The organism is Streptomyces sp. NPDC127177, assembly GCF_042672475.1.
GTDB lineage: Bacteria > Actinomycetota > Actinomycetes > Streptomycetales > Streptomycetaceae > Streptomyces.
In genome coordinates this window covers 1-19,535 of record NZ_JBHXUW010000066.1, presented here as the reverse complement: position 1 = coordinate 19,535, position 19,535 = coordinate 1, and the positions used below count along the sequence as shown (strand labels likewise).

At 71.0% G+C, this 19,535-nt stretch carries 18 protein-coding genes; 11 read left to right on the top strand and 7 right to left on the bottom strand.

Going from position 1 to position 19,535, the window contains the following annotated elements; translation table 11 throughout:
• Positions 1-224: 224 nt before the first annotated feature.
• Both ACFVJX_RS30485 and dapE read right to left on the bottom strand, forming a co-directional pair.
• On the bottom strand, positions 225-1,010 hold the full coding sequence (locus ACFVJX_RS30485; RefSeq protein ID WP_384133994.1) for a TIGR00730 family Rossman fold protein: 786 nt from the start codon (positions 1,008-1,010) through the stop codon (positions 225-227).
• Positions 1,011-1,105: 95 nt separating this feature from the next.
• The gene (gene dapE, locus ACFVJX_RS30480; RefSeq protein WP_384133992.1) at positions 1,106-2,185 is read right to left on the bottom strand and encodes a succinyl-diaminopimelate desuccinylase; all 1,080 of its coding nucleotides are present in this window, start codon (positions 2,183-2,185) and stop codon (positions 1,106-1,108) included.
• Positions 2,186-2,220: 35 nt separating this feature from the next.
• Between dapE and ACFVJX_RS30475 the strand changes: the two genes are divergently transcribed.
• Together ACFVJX_RS30475 and ACFVJX_RS30470 are read left to right on the top strand one after the other, a co-directional pair.
• Positions 2,221-3,165, top strand: a complete 945-nt coding sequence (locus tag ACFVJX_RS30475; RefSeq protein WP_384133989.1) for a hypothetical protein — start codon at positions 2,221-2,223, stop codon at positions 3,163-3,165.
• 287 nt (positions 3,166-3,452) lie between these two features.
• A complete protein-coding gene (locus ACFVJX_RS30470; protein ID WP_384133986.1) occupies positions 3,453-3,854 on the top strand; it encodes an ATP-binding protein in 402 nt (133 codons plus the stop codon).
• 111 nt (positions 3,855-3,965) lie between these two features.
• On the opposite strand, the gene dapC is transcribed toward ACFVJX_RS30470, so the two are convergent.
• The gene (gene dapC, locus ACFVJX_RS30465; protein WP_384133984.1) at positions 3,966-5,063 is read right to left on the bottom strand and encodes a succinyldiaminopimelate transaminase; all 1,098 of its coding nucleotides are present in this window, start codon (positions 5,061-5,063) and stop codon (positions 3,966-3,968) included.
• A gap of 117 nt (positions 5,064-5,180) precedes the next feature.
• Positions 5,181-5,501, bottom strand: coding sequence for a ferredoxin (fdxA, locus tag ACFVJX_RS30460; RefSeq protein ID WP_018956287.1), 321 nt, complete (start codon positions 5,499-5,501; stop codon positions 5,181-5,183).
• Between the two features lie 117 nt (positions 5,502-5,618).
• Between fdxA and ACFVJX_RS30455 the strand changes: the two genes are divergently transcribed.
• Together ACFVJX_RS30455 and ACFVJX_RS30450 are read left to right on the top strand one after the other, a co-directional pair.
• Positions 5,619-6,620: a GNAT family N-acetyltransferase gene (locus ACFVJX_RS30455; protein WP_384133981.1), complete on the top strand. Its 1,002-nt coding sequence runs from the start codon at positions 5,619-5,621 to the stop codon at positions 6,618-6,620.
• A gap of 4 nt (positions 6,621-6,624) precedes the next feature.
• Complete coding sequence (locus ACFVJX_RS30450) at positions 6,625-7,464, top strand: transglutaminase-like domain-containing protein (protein WP_384133978.1); 840 nt, start codon at positions 6,625-6,627, stop codon at positions 7,462-7,464.
• Positions 7,465-7,491: 27 nt separating this feature from the next.
• Here the strand turns inward: ACFVJX_RS30450 and ACFVJX_RS30445 are convergent, their stop codons facing one another.
• On the bottom strand, positions 7,492-9,510 hold the full coding sequence (locus ACFVJX_RS30445) for a GTP-binding protein (RefSeq protein WP_384133976.1): 2,019 nt from the start codon (positions 9,508-9,510) through the stop codon (positions 7,492-7,494).
• Positions 9,511-9,940: 430 nt separating this feature from the next.
• Here ACFVJX_RS30445 and ACFVJX_RS30440 point away from each other — a divergent pair, with 430 nt between their 5' ends.
• The 3 genes from ACFVJX_RS30440 (at position 9,941) to thrS (ending at position 13,036) form a co-directional block, all read left to right on the top strand.
• The gene (locus ACFVJX_RS30440; protein ID WP_384133973.1) at positions 9,941-10,705 is read left to right on the top strand and encodes a hypothetical protein; all 765 of its coding nucleotides are present in this window, start codon (positions 9,941-9,943) and stop codon (positions 10,703-10,705) included.
• Positions 10,706-10,872: 167 nt separating this feature from the next.
• Positions 10,873-11,592 (top strand): class F sortase, encoded by a 720-nt coding sequence (locus ACFVJX_RS30435; protein WP_384133970.1) that lies wholly within the window; start codon positions 10,873-10,875, stop codon positions 11,590-11,592.
• Between the two features lie 130 nt (positions 11,593-11,722).
• Positions 11,723-13,036 (top strand): threonine--tRNA ligase, encoded by a 1,314-nt coding sequence (thrS, locus tag ACFVJX_RS30430; protein ID WP_384134065.1) that lies wholly within the window; start codon positions 11,723-11,725, stop codon positions 13,034-13,036.
• On the opposite strand, the gene ACFVJX_RS30425 is transcribed toward thrS, so the two are convergent.
• Positions 13,026-14,231 carry an MFS transporter gene (locus tag ACFVJX_RS30425; RefSeq protein ID WP_384133967.1) on the bottom strand — a complete coding sequence of 402 codons (1,206 nt, stop codon included), beginning with the start codon at positions 14,229-14,231 and terminating at the stop codon, positions 13,026-13,028. The genes thrS and ACFVJX_RS30425 overlap by 11 nt on opposite strands.
• Before the next feature lie 83 nt (positions 14,232-14,314).
• Between ACFVJX_RS30425 and ACFVJX_RS30420 the strand changes: the two genes are divergently transcribed.
• Positions 14,315-14,893: a sugar O-acetyltransferase gene (locus ACFVJX_RS30420; RefSeq protein WP_384133965.1), complete on the top strand. Its 579-nt coding sequence runs from the start codon at positions 14,315-14,317 to the stop codon at positions 14,891-14,893.
• 14 nt (positions 14,894-14,907) lie between these two features.
• Complete coding sequence (locus ACFVJX_RS30415; RefSeq protein WP_384133962.1) at positions 14,908-15,465, top strand: TetR/AcrR family transcriptional regulator; 558 nt, start codon at positions 14,908-14,910, stop codon at positions 15,463-15,465.
• 56 nt (positions 15,466-15,521) lie between these two features.
• Here ACFVJX_RS30415 and ACFVJX_RS30410 read toward each other — a convergent pair whose 3' ends face one another.
• Positions 15,522-16,160 (bottom strand): class I SAM-dependent DNA methyltransferase, encoded by a 639-nt coding sequence (locus tag ACFVJX_RS30410; protein ID WP_384133959.1) that lies wholly within the window; start codon positions 16,158-16,160, stop codon positions 15,522-15,524.
• A gap of 308 nt (positions 16,161-16,468) precedes the next feature.
• Between ACFVJX_RS30410 and ACFVJX_RS30405 the strand changes: the two genes are divergently transcribed.
• Together ACFVJX_RS30405 and ACFVJX_RS30400 are read left to right on the top strand one after the other, a co-directional pair.
• Positions 16,469-18,268, top strand: a complete 1,800-nt coding sequence (locus ACFVJX_RS30405) for a coagulation factor 5/8 type domain-containing protein (protein ID WP_384133956.1) — start codon at positions 16,469-16,471, stop codon at positions 18,266-18,268.
• 170 nt (positions 18,269-18,438) lie between these two features.
• The gene (locus ACFVJX_RS30400) at positions 18,439-19,431 is read left to right on the top strand and encodes an Ig-like domain-containing protein (RefSeq protein WP_384134063.1); all 993 of its coding nucleotides are present in this window, start codon (positions 18,439-18,441) and stop codon (positions 19,429-19,431) included.
• Positions 19,432-19,535: the final 104 nt, after the last annotated feature.

Below are 19,535 nucleotides of genomic sequence, written 5' to 3'. Positions count from 1 at the left end.
GCGGGGCGCCGGATCCGGGTGAGCGGGGCGCCTGCGGCGGGCCCGTTCCTGTTCCCGTATCCGGGGCTCCGCCCCGGACCCCGCGCCTCAAACGCCGGCGAGGCTGAATATCAGGGCTCCGTCCCCGGCCCCGCGCCTCGAACGCAGGCAAGCCTGAATATCAGGACTCTGCCCCCGGCCCCGCGCCTCGAACGCGGGCAAGGCTGAACATCAGGGCGAAGGCCTCAGCGGCCGACCTCCTTCGTCACCAGGGCCACCGCCTCGTCCACGTCGTCCGTGACGTGGAAGAGCAGCAGGTCCTTCGCGGATGCCTTGCCCTGGGCGATGACCGTGTCGCGCAGCCAGTCCACCAGTCCGCCCCAGTACGCCGTGCCGAACAGCACGATCGGGAAGCGGGTGACCTTGCCCGTCTGGACGAGGGTGAGCGCCTCGAAGAGCTCGTCCAGGGTGCCGAGTCCGCCGGGGAGGACGACGAAGCCCTGCGCGTACTTCACGAACATCGTCTTGCGGACGAAGAAGTAGCGGAAGTTGACGCCGATGTCCACGTGCGGGTTGAGGCCGGACTCGAAGGGCAGCTCGATGCCGAGCCCGACCGAGACACCCTTCGCCTCCCGCGCCCCCCTGTTCGCCGCCTCCATCGCTCCGGGGCCGCCTCCGGTGATCACCGCGAAGCCCGCCTCGACCAGCGCCCGGCCGAGCCGTACGCCGGCCTCGTACTCCGGCGCGTCGGCCGGGGTGCGGGCCGAGCCGAAGACGCTGATGGCACTCGGCAGTTCGGCCAGTGCGCCGAATCCCTCGACGAACTCCGACTGGATGCGCATCACCCGCCAGGGGTCGGTGTGCACCCACTCGGAGTCACCCTCGGAGTCCAGCAGCCGCTGATCGGTGGTGCCGGGCTGCACCTGGTCCCTGCGGCGCAGCACCGGGCCGAGCCGCTGTTCCTCGGGCCGGACCGCGCCCTCGGGAACCTCCGCACCCTCAGGGATTCGCGCGTCCTCGCGGTTGCCCATGACCTGCTCCCTCCGCCGACGTCAGGCCGCCCTGCGGCGCCCTGTCTCAGGCCAGCGTAGATCGCCGGAGGTTACGGGCAGGGGAATGCCGGAGGTCAGGTCGTGAGCCAGGAGCGGAGCCGGTCCTCGCAGTGGGTGATCCGCTCGACGGCCACGTGCTCGTTGCGCTTGTGCGCGAGGATCGGATCGCCGGGGCCGTAGTTCACGGCGGGGACGCCGAGGGAGCCGAAGCGCGACACGTCCGTCCAGCCGAACTTGGGCCGGGCGGTGCCGCCGACCGCGTCCATGAACGCCTTGGCCGCCGGATGGGAGAGGCCGGGCATGGCCGCGCCCGAGTGGTCGTCGACGACGAATTCGGCGACGCCGCAGCCGTCGAAGACCTCGTGGACGTGGGCCAGGGCCTCCTCGGCGCTCAGATCGGGGGCGTAGCGGTAGTTGACGACGACCGTGCAGGCGTCGGGGATGACGTTGTTGGCGACGCCGGCCTCGATCCGTACGGCGTTGAGGCCCTCGTGGAACTCCAGCCCGTCGATGACCGGCTTGCGCGGTTCGTAGGCGGCGAGCCTGGCCAGGATCGGGGCGGCACCGTGGATGGCGTTGGACCCCATCCAGCTGCGCGCGGAGTGCGCCCGCTCGCCCTCCGTACGGAGGAGGACGCGCAGCGTGCCCTGGCAGCCGCCCTCGACCTCTCCGTTGGAGCCCTCCAGGAGGACGGCGAAGTCGGCCGTCAGCCATTCGGGGTGGGCTTCGGCGATGTGTCCGAGGCCGTTGAGGTGCGCGGCGACCTCTTCGTTGTCGTAGAAGACGAAGGTGAGGTCCCGGTTGGGCTCGGGCACGGTCGCGGCGATCCGCAGCTGGACGGCGACGCCGGACTTCATGTCGGAGGTCCCGCAGCCCCACAGCAGGCCGTCGGCGTCGAGCCGGGAGGGCACGTTGTCGGCGATCGGCACCGTGTCGATGTGACCGGCGAGCAGAACGCGCTCGCCGCGGCCCAGGTTCGTCCGCGCGACGATGTTGTTCCCGTGCCGGTCGACAGTCAGGTGCGGGAGGGGCCGCAGCGCCGTTTCGATGGCGTCGGCGAGGTCCTTCTCCGCCCCGCTGACCGAGGGGAAGTCGACGAGCCGGGCGGTGAGCGCGGGTCCGTCCAGGGTGAGGTCAAGGGTGCTTTCGGCCATGGCTACGACCCTAATGCCTCGCGTACGGTGGCCCCGTGCCCCGGACCGATTCCGCTGCCCGCCCCCGCACCGGCCGCAGCCGCCGCCTGCGCGTCTCGGCGGCCTTCGCCGTGCTCGTCGCCGTGGGCGGATATCTGACCGTTCAGTACCTGACGGGCGGCAAGGACTCCGACCAGTGCACCGTACGGTCGGCGGACGGTTCGTCCGGTGAGGGGCGTACGTACCGGCTGACCGCGGAGCAGGCCGCGAACGCCGCGACGATCTCGGCCGTCGGCACCACACGCGGGATGCCCGAGCGCGCGGTGACGATCGCGCTGGCGACGGCGCTCCAGGAGTCCGGACTGCGCAATATCGAGCACGGCGACCGGGACTCCCTCGGGCTGTTCCAGCAGCGTCCCTCGCAGGGCTGGGGCACCGGGAAGCAGATCCTGGACCCGGTGTACGCGGCCGGGAAGTTCTACGAGCACCTGGCCGAGGTCCCGGGCTACTCGCGGCTGCCGCTGACGGTGGCGGCCCAGCGCGTGCAGCGCAGCGGCTTCCCGCAGGCGTACGCGAAGCACGAGCCGGATGCCGCGCTGCTGGCGTCCGTACTGACCGGCCGGACGCCTGCCGCGCTGACGTGTTCGCCGCCGCGGGCCACGGCCGGGACGGGCGACGCCGCGAAGGCCCGGTCCGCGCTGGTCCGTTCCTTCGGCAAGGACGTACTGCCGGCCGGGGACACGGCCGGGAAGCGGTCCGCGACAGCGGGTGCGGCGGTCCAGGGTTCGCTCTCGGTGCCGGTGCGTTCGAGCGGTGCCACCGGGGAGGGTGGTGCGCCCCGGCGCGGCTGGGAGCTCGCGCACTGGGCGGTCGCGCAGTCCGAGGCGCTGGGCATCGACGAGGTCACGTACGCGGGCCGGACGTGGACCGCGGGATCGGGCTGGCGGACGGAAAGCGAGAAAACGGGCACCACAGAGGTCCGTATGCGCTTCGTGCATTAGTGCGGACGGTCCCCCGTAGAGGGGGTCCGGGCATTCCCCGCGCGACCTCCGCACAGCGGTTCGCACGCCCCCTTCGGGGGAGGTCAATTCCCTTACGGACAAAGGGGAGTGACGGTCCACCGGGCAGTCGCGGAATGCATTGTTTGCCCGGGTTCCTCCGTTGCGGATTATGTGACGCATTACCGACTCTTTACGTCGGTTCACCGCAACCTCCCCCGCCCCCACGACGGTTGTCATGGCGTCCGACCCACGGACAGACAGATTTCACCCCCCGTCGAAGGAGCATCATGTCCCTCCCCCTGACCCGTCGGATCGTCCGTACCGCGCTGCTGATCGCGGCGGGTGCGGCCCCCGTGGTCGGTGCGGCCGGCGCCGCAGGTGCCGCGGAGCTCCCGCAGGCTCCGGACCTCGGCGGTCTCACCACCGTCGACGACGCCGGTCTCGGCAAGGCGGTCGACGGCGCGTCCCAGCAGGGCGCCGAGGCCGGTGGCAAGGTCGTCGGGACCACGCTGCCGGTGGCGAGCAAGACCCTCGGCGAGACGGGCGCCAAGGCCGCCCCCGCCGCCGTCCGGACCGTCGGCAAGGCGACGACCGGCGACGCGACCGACGCGCTCGGTGGCATCACCAAGGGCGGTCTGCCCACCGACAGCCTCGGCGGCCTGCCCACCCAGGGCCTGCCGCTCGGCTGAGCCGTCGCACACCCGTAGAGACGCGCGAGGGCCTGAGGGGTGCGCACTCCTCAGGCCCTCGCGCATGCGTCCGCGGGGTCAGCCCAACCGACGCGCGTGAGTCCGCGGGGGTCAGCCCAGCCGCTTGACAGCCGCCGCGACCCGCTCGTCCGTGGCCGTGAACGCCACCCGCACGAAGCGGTCGCCCGCCGGTCCGTAGAAGTCCCCCGGCGCCACCAGGATGCCCAGCTCCGCCAGGTACGCCACGGTGTCCCAGCACGGCTCGTCGCGGGTCGCCCACAGGTAGAGGCTCGCCTCGCTGTGCTCGATCCGGAAGCCGTGGGCCTCCAGCGCCGTCCGCAGAGCGGCGCGCCGGGCCGCGTAGCGGGTGCGCTGCTCCGCCACGTGCGCGTCGTCGCCGAGCGCCGCGACGGCCGCCGCCTGGACCGGGGCCGGCGTCATCATCCCGCCGTGCTTACGGATCTGGAGCAGCTCGCCCAGGACCGCCGCGTCGCCCGCGATGAAGGCGGCCCGGTACCCGGCGAGGTTGGAGCGCTTGGAGAGCGAGTGGACGGCGACGACGCCCTCGTAAGTACCGCCGCAGACGTCCGGGTGGAGCACCGAGACCGGTTCGGCCTCCCAGCCCAGCTCCAGGTAGCACTCGTCGCTGAGGACCAGCACGTCGTGCTCGCGCGCCCAGGCGACGATCCGGGTCAGCTCTTCCTTGGCCAGTACCCGGCCGGTGGGGTTGGACGGCGAGTTGAGCCAGAGGAGCTTCAGCCCCGCCGGGTCCAGCTCGGTCGGGTCGTCGTAAGCGACGGGCTCGGCGCCGCAGAGCCGGGCGCCGACCTCGTACGTCGGGTAGGCGAGCCGCGGGTAGGCGACCTTGTCACCCGCGCCCAGGCCGAGCTGGGTCGGCAGCCAGGCCACCAGCTCCTTGGAGCCGACGACGGGCAGCACGTTCTCGTGCGCCACCGAGAGCGCGCCGAGCCGGCGCTCCACCCAGCCGGTGAGGGCGTCGCGCAGTGCGGCGGTCCCCCACACCGTCGGGTAGCCGGGGCTGTCCGCCGCGGCGACGAGCGCCTGCTGGATCAGCTCGGGCACCGGGTCGACGGGGGTGCCGACGGACAGGTCCACGATGCCGTCCGGGTGGTTCCCGGCCGTCGTCTTGTAGGGCGCGAGCCTGTCCCAGGGAAAGACCGGGAGGCGGGAGGAGACTGCTGCGGACACGGATCTCTGCTTTCTGGTACGGGTTTCGGCGCATGACACGCCGGAAGCGTGGAAACGCCTCGGTCCCGCACGGTGACGAACCGTACGGGACCGGGGTGACGCACGTGCCGGACGCTGCTACTGGTTCTGCGGCGGCAGCGCTGCGATGAACGCGTGGTCGCGCTCGATCAGACCCAGCTTGGAAGCACCACCCGGCGAACCGAGGTCGTCGAAGAACTCGACGTTCGCCTTGTAGTAGTCCTTCCACTCCTCCGGGGTGTCGTCCTCGTAGAAGATCGCCTCGACCGGGCAGACCGGCTCGCAGGCTCCACAGTCGACGCACTCGTCCGGGTGGATGTACAAGGACCGCTGGCCCTCGTAGATACAGTCGACGGGGCACTCTTCGATGCAGGCCTTGTCCTTTACGTCGACACAAGGCTGCGCGATGACGTAGGTCACGCTGTCGTTCCTCCTCGGTAGGGCGTTGGCTCTCGCGCGGGAGCGCGGCGTCGTCGATGCCCGCACCTAGTATCTCCGTTCCCGGGCACGATCCGAACAGGAGGGGCGGACAGAGCTGTGGAATTCACCATCGGCGGACGGCTGGAGATCCGGATCACACCGGCTGACGTGGGCAAACGGGTATCAGTCCGGCGCCTGCTCGATGATGGTCCGGACGGCCCGAAATTCTCTGACACGGTCGGTGTTCTCACATCATGGGACAGCGGTGTGGTGTCCGTCACACAGAAGAGCGGTGAATCCGTCCGCATCGTGGAATCGGCCCTGGTGGCGGGCAAGGTCGTACCGTCCGCGCCTGCCCGCCGGCGTGGCCCGGCGGCCTCTTTCGGCGAACTCGCCCAGGTGTGCGCTCGTGCCTGGCAGCCGGTGGAGAGCGAACCGCTGGGCGACTGGCTGCTGCGCGCCGCCGGTGGCTTCACCCGGCGCGCCAACTCCGTGCTGCCGCTCGGCGATCCGGGCGTGCCGCTCGACGCGGCGCTCGCCCGGGTTCGGCAGTGGTACGCGGACCGGCGGCTGACGCCCTACGTCCAGGCCGCGACCGGCGCCGATGGAACCCAGGAGGAGCTGTGCGCGGCGCTGGAGGAGAACGGGTGGCGGCGCGAGGTGACGGCGCAGCTGCGGATCGGGGCGCTCGCCCCGATCGGTGATCTGCCGGCCGAGGTCTCCCGGGTGCGGCTGAGCCGTACGGCGGACCCGGCGTGGCTCTCCCGCTACCAGCGCTTCGAGCAGGCGGGCCCGGAGGTGCGGGCGGTGCTGGGCAGCGGTCCTTCGGTGTGGTTCGCGACCGTGCCGGGCGATGACGGCGAGGACGCGCCCGCCGCGATCGGGCGGTGTGTGGTGGACGGGCGTTGGGCCGGCTTCATGGCCGTCGAGGTGTCTCCCGAGCACCGCCGCCGTGGACTGGCCACCACCGTGATGACGGCGCTGGCCAGGCAGGCGATGGACGAGGGCGCGTCGGCGTCCTGGCTCCAGGTGGAGGCGGACAACGAGGGTGCCCGAGCGCTGTACGACGGAATGGGCTTCTCGACCCATCACAGCTACCACCACTTCCGGCCGGCGTAGCGCGATGGCTTCCGAGAGGCACGACAAGGACGGGATCCGCCGCCGGTTCGCCGAGGAGGCCAGGTCCGAGCGGCCCGATCTGGCGCTGCTCTGCCTGCTGCTGGCCGCGGAGGCTGATCCCGCGCTGGACGCGAACGGGACGGACGCGGCGCAGATCGAGCTGGACCGGCTCGCGGGTCTGCTGCCGTACGGGCTGCGGGGCGGCCGCGCCTGGGCCTCCGCGCTGGCCGAACTGCTCGGTGGGCGCTACGGGTTCGAGGGCTCGTCGGCGGACTACCAGCGCCTGGAGTCGTCGCTGCTGCACGAGGTGCTGCGGCGCAGGCGCGGGCTGCCGATCCTGCTGTCGGTGGTGTGGATCGAGGTGGCGCGACGGGCGGGTGCCCCGGTGTACGGGGTGGCGCTGCCGGGCCATTTCGTGGTCGGTTTCGGCGATCCGGAGGAGCGGGTGCTGGCCGATCCGTTCGCCGGTGGCCGCCCGCTGACGGGCCAGGACGCGGAGCTGCTGGTGACGGGCGCGACCGGGGAGCCCCTGGAGCCGTCGATGCTGGTGCCCGCGCAGCCGCTGGAGACGGTGCAGCGGATCCTGAACAACATCCGGGCCTGGGCGGCGGCCCGCCCGGAGCGCACGGATGTGGCGCTGTGGGCGGTGGAGCTGGCCCTGCTCCTTCCCTCGCACCCGGCCCGGCTGCGGTACGAACGGGCCCAGCTGCTGGTCCGCGGCGGGGAGTTCCTGCGCGGGGCCGCGGAGATGGAGGAGTACGCGGACGTGGTCGCGGACGTCGAGCCGGAGGCCGCGGAGGTGGTCCGGCGCAGTGCGCGCGCCGCTCGGGCCCGGCTGAACTGACGGACCGCCGGGCCCGGCGGGACCTCCTCAGTCGCCGGGCTGGCCCGGACCGCGCAGCACCGTGTGCAGCAGGTACTCCTTCCGGTCGAGCGGGTTGTGGTCGGTGCGGGAGCGCCGCGGGGGTCCGCCGGTCACCGGCCGGTGGGAGGCGAACGCGGATTCCAGCACTCCTTCGCCCCGGGTCAGCGACGGGAGCCGCTGCTGCAGTTCATGCACCCTGGCGGCCGGGATCTCGCCCTCCAGCACGCAGAGCGCCCCGTCCACGGCCGGGGTGCCCGGCACGGCCGTCAGATGGGCGAGAACCGGCAGGAGCGGGCCGAGCGCGTCGGCGGGGAGTTCCAGCCGGAAGCGGTGCATCGGCTCGTACACCGTGGTGCCGGCCTGCTGGAGCGCGGCCATCAGGACCAGCGGGGTGAGGCTGCGGAAGTCCCCGGCCGTGCTCGACATGGACTTGTCGAAGACGGCGTGCGAGTGGCTCTGGCGCGGCCAGTAGCCGGAGTGCGTCATGGTGACGGTGCAGTCGGTCACCTGCCATCCGTACAGACCCTGTCCGAGCGTCTCGAAGACGGTCTCCTCGACCGCTCGCATCAGGGAGTACGGCATGGAGCCGAGCTCCACCCCCAGCCGGTACTGCACCCCGCTGCCGGCCGGGGCGGGGTCGACGCGCAGGCCGACCGTCGCCAGAAAGGGATTGTCGTCCTTGTCGATGATCTCGAACGCGGCACCGGTGCCGGACGGCCGTTCCAGACAGATGGTCGTCGTCTCCCGGAAGGTGACGTCGATTCCGAATTCCTCCGCGAGCGTCGCCTGGATGACTTCTTTCTGCACTTCGCCGTAGAGCGATACGGAGACCTCCTTCCGGATGTCGTCCTGGCGCAGATCGATCAGCGGGTCCTGTTCGGCGAGCTGAGCGAGGGCGAAATGGAGTTCCCCCCGGGACGAGGGCGGTGCCGGCACCACCACGGATTCCAGTGTCGGCGGGGCGAAATGGTGCTCCTGGGCCGCTTTCCGTACGACACCGACCGCGTCGCCGATCCGGATGTCGCCGAATCCCCGGAGCTTCGCGATGCGTCCCGGCCCGACCGATGCGGCGCGGGTGTCCGAACCGTCGGCGAAGACGCTGATGCCGGTCACCTTGCCCTCGCCGGTGGCGGCGGATCCGCGGCCGAACGGCAGCCGGTCGCGGGTGTGCACGGTCCCCGAGAACATCCGGACGTACGCGAGCTTCTCGCCGGCCGCGCCGCGTTCGACCTTGAAGACGGTGCCGGAGACCGGACCGTCCGCATCGCCCTGCGCCGAGGGCAGCAGCTTCTTGATGCCGTCGGTCAGCGCGGTGGTTCCGGTGCCCGTGACGGCCGAGCCGAAGTACACCGGGTGGACGAGCGCCCGCCCGGTCTGCGCAGTCAGCTCCTCCTGGAGCCGGCCGGGAGCGAGCGCCCCGCCGCCGTCGACGTACGCGGCCAGCAGTGCGTCGTCGTGCTCGGTGAGCAGGTCGGTCAGCCGTTCGGTGAGTCCCGGGTCGTCGGTGGCGTAGGCCGGGCAGTCCGCGTCACGCGTACCGAGACCGGTGACGGCCGGGCCCATCGCGACGGCGTGCGGCGTGAGCTTCTCCGCGATCTCCCTGAGCACCTGCGCGCAGCGGGCTCCGGCGCGGTCGGTCTTGTTGACGAAGACGAGCGTCGGGATGCGCAGCCGCTGGAGCGTCCGCATCAGGACGCGGGTCTGCGCCTGTACGCCCTCCACGGCCGAGACGACCAGCACGGCGCCGTCGAGCACGCTCAGCACCCGCTCCACCTCGGCGATGAAGTCCGGGTGGCCGGGGGTGTCGATGAGGTTGACGGTGACGTCGTCGACGGCGAACGAGACGACCGCGGACTTGATCGTGATGCCGCGGCGCCGTTCGAGCGCCAGGGAATCGGTCTGGGTGTTCCCGTCGTCCACGCGGCCGATTTCGTCGATGATTCCGGCGGTGTGGAGAAGCCGCTCGGTCAGGCTCGTCTTACCGGCGTCGACGTGCGCCAGAATGCCAAGGTTCAGCGTGTGCACAGAACTCCATGTTCTCAGTTTCGGTATGAATTCCCGTCTGAACGAACACGTGAGATCGGCGCATGGATGGCTCCTGGTCCTGTCGTCTGATGCGGCGAGTACAGCAGCCGGCCGGTATCCGGTGCAACGCATTTACCGGGCCCCGGGGCGGGCTCCGGGCCGGGCTCCGGGCCGGGCTCCGGCGCGGTGAATCCCCGTCAGCGGACGGCCCGGCCGGGGAAAGTCCAAACCTCTCCCCGGCGTGGCGTGCCGTCCAACGGGTGATTATCCGTTCTCCGCCACTCGATGAGCCCATGGCTTAGCTCCAATGCGGCGTTCTCCGATGGCGCGCCCCGGGGTTCCGACTGACGGTGGATCACGTAGCCACTGCGCCACTTCGAGTCGACGCTCCGTCACTCCTCGCAGTCGCGACGAAAGGAAATGTGTTCAGATGCGCTCTGCCCGCACACTGTTCGCTTCGGCCGCCGTCACGGCGGTCCTCACGATCACCGCTCCCTCCGCCTACGCCCTGACCGTCTCCGGTGACTGGGAGCACGACAGCGGCTCGTCCTCCAGCAGCGAGCACGGAAAGTCCGACGAGGGCGGCAAGTACAAGGACAAGGACAAGCCCAACGGTGGCGTCCACACCGGCGGCGGCGCCCTCGCCAAGACCGTGGCCGGGGACCACGGCAGCGACGAGCACGGCAAGTCGGACGACGAGGGCTGGAAGAAGGACAAGCCCCACGGTGGCGTGCACACCGGCGGCGGCGCGCTGTCGATGACGGTCGCCAAGGAGTGGCAGCCGGGCGACGAGGGCGGCAAGTACAAGGACGAGGACAAGCCCAGCGGCGGCGTCCACACCGGCGGCGGCGCCCTGTCGTCGACGGTCGCCAAGGAGTGGCAGCCCGGCGACGAGGGCGGCAAGTACAAGGACGAGGACAAGCCCAGCGGCGGCGTCCACACCGGCGGCGGCGCCCTGTCGTCGACCGTCGCCAAGGAGTGGCAGCCCGGCAGTGACGAGGGCGGCTCGTCGGCGAAGTCCGACGACGAGGGCTGGAAGAAGGACAAGCCCAGCGGCGGCGTGCACACCGGTGGCGGCGCGATGGCCATGACCGGCAGCGGTCTGGCGGCCGGTTCGCTGCTGCTGCTCGGCGGCGTCGGCGTCGGCGCGTACAAGCTGCGTCGCCGTCAGGCGACGGGCGGCGCGATGGCCTGACCCGACCGCACTGTCGGCCGGTAGCTCCACTGTCGCGGCCGTCGTCCCTCCGGACGGCGGCCGCGGCGCCTTCGTTTCCCCACAGCACCACCGCGTCCGTGCCCCTCACACCGCACCTCACCGCTTCCACGCCACCGCTGTCCCGCGCAGACGAAAGGCTCGTCCCCATGGCCGCCCCGCAGTCGCCCGGTTCCTCCTCCTCCCGGACTGCCTCCGACACCATCACGCTCGGCCGCGCCCTGCTCTGGCCCGCCGCAGCGGCCGGCCTCGGCATGCTCCTCATCTACAACTCCATCGGCGACCCGGCCGACGACAAGGCGCCCGCCCCGCCCGCGGCCGCCGCACCGGCCGTCCCGGCCCCGGCGTCCGCCTCGGCATCGGCATCGGCCGCCCCGAAGTCGGCGGACCCCGGGCCGTCCCTGTCCAGATCGGTGCCGAAGCGGCTGCGCATCCCGGCCATCGCGGTGGACGCGCCGTTCACCCCCTTGTCGATCGGCAGCTCGGGCCGGCTCGACGCCCCTCCCCCGAACGACAAGAACCTGGCCGGCTGGTTCAAGGACGGGGCGACGCCCGGCGAGCGCGGGGCCGCGATCGTGGCGGGCCACGTGGACACCACCACCGGGCCGGCGATCTTCCTCCAGCTTCGGTTCCTGCGGCCGGGCGCCACGGTCGACATCACGCGTACGGACGGCACGGTGGCCACGTTCAAGGTCGACACGGTGGAGACGTTCAGCAAGGCGAAGTTCCCCGACAAGCGGGTCTACGCCGATACGCCGGACGCCCAGTTGCGCCTGATCACCTGCGGCGGCAACTACGACAGGAAGGTCAAGGACTACGAGGACAACGTGGTCGTGTTCGCCCACCTCGACTCGTCCAGGAAGGCCTGACCCGAGGTCCTCACGCGGCCCGCGCCCGCACGGAAAAATCGCGCGCGGGCCGGCGGGGGCCGCTGCTAGCGTCCCTCGTATGAAGCGCGCTGCCATGACGACGACGCCGGAGAGTGTCCCGGCGCGCTGACTGCTGAACAGTCCGAAGCCCCGGGGCGAGTGCCCCGGGGCTTCTGCTTGCGGTGACTCGCCCCTCGTACGCGAGGAGACCGCCATGCACGACCACCGCAGGCTCGGCCGCGAGCTGGAGCTGTTCGACACCGACCCGCTGATCGGCGCGGGCCTTCCCTACTGGTTGCCGGACGGCGCGGCACTGCGGCACACCCTGGAGGAGTACATCCGCACCGCCGAGCGGCGGGCGGGCTACCGCCACGTGTACTCGCCGGTGCTCGGCAAACGGGAGCTGTACGAGATCTCGGGGCACTGGTCGCACTACGGCGACCACATGTTCCCGCCGATGGACCTGGGCGGCGAACAGGTCGTGCTGCGGCCGAGCCTCTGCCCGCACCACGCGGTGATCTACCGCTCCCGTTCGCACAGCTACCGCGAACTGCCGCTGCGGATGGCCGAGCTGGGCGGCATGTACCGCTCCGAGCTCTCCGGGGTGCTCGGCGGGCTGACCCGGGTACGGGCCATCCAGCTGAACGACGCGCACATCTTCTGCACCCTGGACCAGGTCGCCGAGGAGGTGCGGGCCGCACTCGGCATGATCCGCCGCGCGTACGAGGCACTCGGCATCCGCCCGGCCCGCTACCGGCTCTCCCTGCCGGGGGCCGGCGGGAAGTACGTCGCGGCGCCGGAGATGTGGCAGCGCTCGACCGCGCTGCTGACCGAGGTCCTCGACGCGTCCGGACTGCCGTACGAGGCGGCCGACGGCGAGGCCGCGTTCTACGGTCCGAAGATCGACGTCCAGGTCGCCGATCCGGCGGGCCGCGAGTCGACCCTGTCCACCGTCCAGGTCGACTTCCACCAGCCGGAGCGGTTCGATCTGCACTACATCGGCGCGGACGGGGCGAAGCACCGGCCGGTCATGGTGCACCGCAGCATCATCGGCAGTGTGGAGCGTGCCGTCGCCCACCTCGTCGAGCAGCACGGCGGCGCCTTTCCGGGCTGGCTCTCCCCCACCCAGGTCGTGCTCCTCCCGGTCTCGGACGCCGAACTGCCGAAAGCCGTGGAAATCGCCGGTCGTTGTGGCGCGCTCGGGCTGCGCGCCGAGGTCAGCGGCCGGGAGCGCGGCAGCCTGGGCGCCCGTGTCCGGGGGGCCCGCCTCGTCCCGTACCAGGCGGTCGTCGGTGCCGCGGAGGCCGCCGACGACCGGGTCGCCCTGCGGCTGCGCGACGGCCGCCGGATCGATCCGCTGCCGGCCGGGGAGGCGCTCGCCCGGATCGGCGCACTGGTCGGCTCCCACAGCACCGCGCTGTGGGACGACCCGCTCATGGGGTGACCGGCTCCGCCTCCGTACCGGCGCGGCGGCCGGAGTCGAGTGCCCCGGCCAGTGCGGAGGCGGTGACGAGCAGGACGAGGACGACGGTCATGGTGAGCCGGAGTCCGATGTGGTCGGCGAGGAACCCGAGTGCGGGCGGGCCGACGAGGAAGGCGAGATAGCCCGCGGTGGAGACCGCGCCGACCCGTGCCGCCACGTCGTGCGGGTGGTCGCCCGCCGCGGACACGGTGACGGGGAAACCGAGCGAGGCGCCCAGCCCCCACAGCACCGTGGCGGCGCCCGCCAGCACCGGGCTCGGCGAGACGATCACCACCGCCAGGCCGAGTGCGGCCGTGACGGCGCTCATCCGGACGACCCGGACCCGGCCGAACCGCTCCAGGAAGGGCCCGCCGGCGAAACGGCCGAGCGTCATCGAGGAGGCGAAGACCAGGAAGGTCAGCGAGCCGGAGGTGGCGCTCACCTCGTAACCGTCCACCATGAGCAGCGGCAGCCAGTCGTTCGCGGCGCCCTCCGCGAAGGCCATGGCCAGCACGATGACGCCGATCAGGACCAGCCGCCGGTCCCGCCACACCGTCAACTGGGCCCGCAGGCCACCCGGTCCGGGGGCGGCGTCCGCCGCGTCCTTGCCCGTGCCGTGCGGGATGGCGCGGACGGCCACGACCGCGGCGACGGCGACGAGCACCGCGATCGCCGACAGGTGCCCGCCGACCGGGAGGTCGACCGCGGTCAGCCCCATGCCCAGCAGCGCGCCGACGACCGTGCCGAGGCTGAAGCAGCCGTGCAGCACCGGCAGGACGGGCCGGCCGGTCACACCCTCGATGGCCGCCCCCTCGATGTTGAACGCGACCTCGGCGAGCCCCATCCCGCCGCCGAACAGGGCCAGTCCGCAGAAGACCCCGCCCGCCAGCGACAGACTCGTGCCCGCCGCGATGACCAGGAGTCCGGCGACGATCAGTGACGCACCCACGCTGATCGTCGCCCGGCCCCCGTAACGGCGTACGAGCGGACCGGAGGCGGTGACGCCCGCCATCGAGCCTATGGAGAGCCCGAACAGGATGAGGCCCATCGAGCCGGTGGAGACGTCGAGGCCGTCCCGGACGGCCGGGGTGCGGGCCACCCAGGAGGCCACCCCGGCACCGGCGGCCAGCATGAAGAGGAACAGTGCGGTGCGCCAGCGGCGTGTAGCGGCATCCATGGCAGCGGGGCCTCAGCAGACGGTTCGAGGAACGTGAACGACAGGAGCGTACGATCGTACGCCTTGAGTGTACGATCGTACGCATGACGGAGTACTTCGCGGGAGACCCCCGTACCAACCATGAGCGGATGCTGGCCGGAGACCTCTACGTCTCCGACGACCCGGACATCGCGAAGGCCCAGCAGCGAGCCGTGCGTCTCGCCGCGCGATACCTCGCGGCGTACACGGAGGACGCCGAAGCGGCGCAGCCCGTCGTCGCCGAACTCCTCGGCGGTGTCGGCGCGGGCGCGCACATCCGGCCGCCGCTGTACGTCGACTACGGCACGTACATCACGGTCGGCGAGGACACGTTCATCAACTACAACCTCACCGCCCTCGACGTGGCCCCCATCACCATCGGGCGCGACTGCCAGATCGGGCCGAACGTACAGTTGCTCACCCCCACCCACCCCGTCGAGCCGCAGCCGCGCCGGGACAAGCTGGAGGCGGCCAAGCCGATCACGATCGGGGACAATGTCTGGCTCGGCGGCGGAGCGATCGTGCTGGCCGGGGTGACCATCGGGGACAACAGCGTCATCGGCGCCGGAGCCGTCGTGACGAAGGACGTCCCCGCCAATGTGGTCGCCGTGGGCAATCCGGCCCGGGTGATCCGTTCGATCTAGCAGAGGGAAGCACCGTGGCGACCGGAAGGAACGACCCCGAGCGGCGGGAGCGCATCATCACCGCCGCGCTCGACCTGATCGCGGAGGAGGGGGTCGCCGGGACGTCGCACCGAAAGGTCGCCGCCAGGGCCGGGGTGCCGCTCGGCTCGATGACGTATCACTTCGGTGGCATGGACGAGCTGCTGCGGGAGGCGTTCTTCCGCTTCTCCAGCAGCATCGTCGCCGTCTTCGAGGAACGCCTCGGTGCCGCGAGGACGCCCGATGAGGCCCGGACGGCGGTCGCCGACCTCGTGCATCACCTGTCGAGCGGGAACCAGCGCGAACTCGTCCTCACACACGAGCTCTACACCCTCGCGGCGAGGAAACCCGCCTACCGCGAACTGACCCGGGAGTGGATGCGAAGGAGCCGCCGCGCGCTGGAGTGGCACTTCGACCCGGCGACGGCCCGACAGCTCGACGCGCTGATCGAGGGGCTCTCCATCCACCGCGCCCTCGAGATCGAACCGCATGAGCGGGAGCTGACCGTCGAGGCGATCGCCCGCATCACCAAGGGCCCGAGCGGGAGTTCCTGAGCCGCTCCCCCCGAGACCCCTGGCCGGCACCCCACCTGACGGGGGCGCCGGCCAGGTCATTCCGGCACCCTGCCCGCGAGACAGGCCCACGGCCACCGCTCCCCCTCGCCCAGCATTCGCGCGGTGGTCACGAACCCCGCGCGGCCCAGCACCGCGTCCACCCGGTCGGGCGAGTGGAGATGGATGTCGTACGACACCCCGTCGTCGCGCCTGCGCCCCGCGTACGGCTCGTCCTCGCCCGCGTGGAATCCGAGCAGGAGCCGGCCGCCCGGGGAGAGCACCCGGTGGAACTCCTCGAAGAGGAGCGGGAGCAGGGACGGGGGCGTATGGAGGATCGACCACCAGGCGATGACACCGCCGAGTTCACCGTCCGGGAGATCGAGCGCGGCCATCGCTCCCACCTCGAACCGGAGGCCGGGGTGTTCCCGGCGGGCGACGTCCACCATCCCCGGCGACAGGTCGACACCGAACGCCCGGACGCCGAGGCCTTCGAGATGCGCGGTCACATGCCCCGGCCCGCAGCCGAGATCGGCGACCGGCAGCCCGCCGTCGGCGCACACCTCCTCGACGAAACCCGCGATCATCGCGCGCCCCCACACGTCCCGCGCGAAGGCGCCCCGCACGCGCTCGGCATAATCCTCGGCCACGGTGTCGTAGTAGGCCCGGGTCGCCGTCAGCATGGGAAGGTCCGTCACACCGCCCGAGGCTAAGGGCTGTCCTGCCGGGCCCCTCGGTCGCCCCGTGCGGATCGGGGGATCCCGACCACGATGAACATCAACTCCTAAAGTCAACAGCGCCCGGAACTGAGCGCAGAACGGGTCAATTGCCTTTCCACTGCCGTTAATTGTTGCGCTCAGGCCAATCGGTTGAGGCTCCTGTTGCACACCTCTTGACGTTTCCCGGGTGACGGCGGAACCATCAACTTCCGTCGGAGAGCGCTCTCAGAGCGCTCTCCGAGAAGCTCGTCGTGTCACCCGTACCACGACTCAGGAGACGTACGTCTATGCATGCTCCCCCCACGGATTCGTCCACCGCACCCCCCACCCGGCCCCACCGTCGGCGCCGTACCCGGACGTTCGGGTTCGCCGCGTTCGCCGTCTCGCTCCTCATGGCCGTCCCCGTGGCGCAGAACGCCTTCGGCGCGGACGCCCAGGCCATCGAGGGCGGCGGCGATCTCGGGCCGAACGTCCTGGTCTTCGACCCCTCGACCCCGGACATCCAGGCCAAGGTCGACGATGTCTTCAAGAAGCAGGAGTCGGCGCAGTTCGGTGACGGCCGCTACGCGCTGATGTTCAAGCCGGGCACGTACGACAACATCAACGCGCAGATCGGTTTCTACACCTCGATCGCGGGCCTCGGGCTGAACCCGGACGACACCACGTTCAACGGTGATGTGACCGTGGACGCGGGCTGGTTCGACGGGAACGCCACCCAGAACTTCTGGCGCTCGGCGGAGAACCTGGCGCTCAACCCGGTCAGCGGCACCGACCGCTGGGCCGTCTCGCAGGCCGCCCCGTTCCGCCGGATGCACGTCAAGGGCGGACTCAACCTCGCCCCCGACGGTTACGGCTGGGCGAGTGGCGGTTACATCGCCGACAGCAAGATCGACGGGGAGGTCGGGCCGTACTCGCAGCAGCAGTGGTACACGCGTGACAGCTCGGTCGGCGGCTGGGGCAACGGCGTCTGGAACATGACGTTCTCCGGTGTCGAGGGCGCGCCCGCCCAGAGCTTCCCGGAGCCGCCCTACACCACGCTGGAGAACACCCCGGTCTCCCGCGAGAAGCCGTTCCTGTACCTGGACGGCGACGACTACAAGGTCTTCGTCCCCGCGAAGCGCACCAACGCGCGGGGCACCTCGTGGGGCAACGGCACGCCTAAGGGCGAGTCGATCCCGCTGGACCAGTTCTACGTGGTGAAGCCCGGCGCGACCGCCGAGACGATCAACGCGGCCGTGGACCAGGGTCTGCACCTGCTGTTCACGCCCGGTGTCTACCACGTGGACCAGACGATCAACATCGACCGCGCCAACACGGTGGCGCTCGGTCTGGGCCTGGCCACGATCATCCCGGACAACGGGGTCACGGCCATCAAGGTCGGTGACGTGGACGGCGTGAAGCTCGCCGGACTCCTCGTCGACGCCGGTACCAGCAACTCGGACTCGCTGATCGAGGTCGGCCCCGAGGGCGCCTCCGCGAGCCACGCGGACAACCCGACGTCGCTGCAGGACGTGTTCGTGCGCGTCGGCGGTGCGGGAGCCGGCAAGGCGACCACCGGCATGGTGATCAACAGCAACGACACGATCATCGACCACACCTGGCTGTGGCGCGCCGACCACGGCGAGGGCATCGGCTGGGACACCAACCGGGCCGACTACGGACTCCAGGTCAACGGTGACAACGTCCTGGCGACCGGACTCTTCGTCGAGCACTTCAACAAGTACGACGTGCGCTGGTCCGGCGAGAACGGCAAGACGATCTTCTTCCAGAACGAGAAGGCGTACGACGCCCCCAACCAGGACGCCGTCCAGAACGGTGACACCAAGGGCTTCGCCGCCTACAAGGTCGACGACTCCGTCACCACCCACGAAGGGTGGGGGCTCGGCAGCTACTGCTACTTCAACGTCGACCCGACGATCCGCCAGGACCACGGCTTCGAGGCCCCGGTCAAGCCCGGAGTGAAGTTCCACGACCTGATCGTCGTCTCGCTCGGCGGCCAGGGGCAGTACGAACACGTCATCAACGACACGGGCTCGCCCACGTCGGGGACGGACACCGTCCCGTCGCAGGTGGTCTCCTTCCCGTAAGGGGAAACCGCGTCACCGAGGGCCGGGCCGCCGACAGGCGGTCCGGCCCTTCGTGTCGCCGGACCCGCGAACTTGGCGTGCGCTTTACACAGCGCCCGCAACCGCGTCGCTCAACTCGATGTCTCTATAAATGTTGAATCCTTGAAGTAGTGACGCGAGTGGAGCAGGACATGCGGCGGGGCAAGGGCGTTATAGGGATCGCGTTCCTGGTGAGTGCGGTACTGGCGGGGACCAGCGCGTGCGGTGGCAAGTCGTCTTCCGGCGGTACCCAGGACAGCGCGAAGGGCGGCGCCTCGTCCAGCGCGTCCGCGAGCGCGCACCCGTCGCCCACGCACCCCACGGGCCCGCCGATGCTGCTGGACTCGATCGCGCCGCAGGACAAGGCGACGGTCGGCGTCGCCATGCCGATCTCCGTGGTCTTCACCGACCCGGTGGCCACCTCGGCCCACAAGAACATCGAGAAGCACCTCAAGGTGTCCGCATCGGTCCCCACCACCGGCGCCTGGCACTGGATGGGCGACAAGCGGGTCGACTGGCGTCCGGAGAACTACTGGAAGTCCGGGACCAAGGTGCGGCTCGACGCCGATCTGAAGTACGTCGCCAACGGCCACGGCCGCTACGGCACCCACCCCTACACGCACGCCTTCACCATCGGTGACGACGTGCGGGCCGACGCCTCGGTCACCGGTCACACCATGAAGGTCACCCGCAACGGTGCGGCGGTGCGGACGCTCTCCATCAACGCGGGCAGCGCCCAGTACCCGACCTGGAACGGCACGATGGCGGTGATCGACAAGCAGGAGAAGGTCCACATGACTTCCTGCAGCGTCGGCATCAGCTGCAACAAGGGCGATGCGAACTACTACGACCTGACCCTGCCCTGGGACATCCACCTCACCCAGTCGGGCACCTACGTCCACTACTCCACCGGCGACACCAATCCGGGCAGCGGCAGCGCCCTCGGCTCGCACGGCTGCGTGCACCTCTCGCTGGCCGACGCGAAGTGGTTCTACGGCCAGGTGAAGCAGGGCGACCCCGTCACGGTCACCGGCTCCCCGCGCGCCAAGGCACCGGCCGACAACGGCTACGCCTCGTTCAACCTGTCGTGGTCGCAGTGGCTGGCCGGGAGCGCGGGCGGCGAGCAGACGACGGCCTCCCTCTAGGAACAACCGACAACGCGGACGCCCGGCGGGCGCCCACCGCGAAGACGGCGTCCGTCACCGGGTTGTCGATGCTCTGGACGTTGCGTCCGCGCGAGGTCCAACCC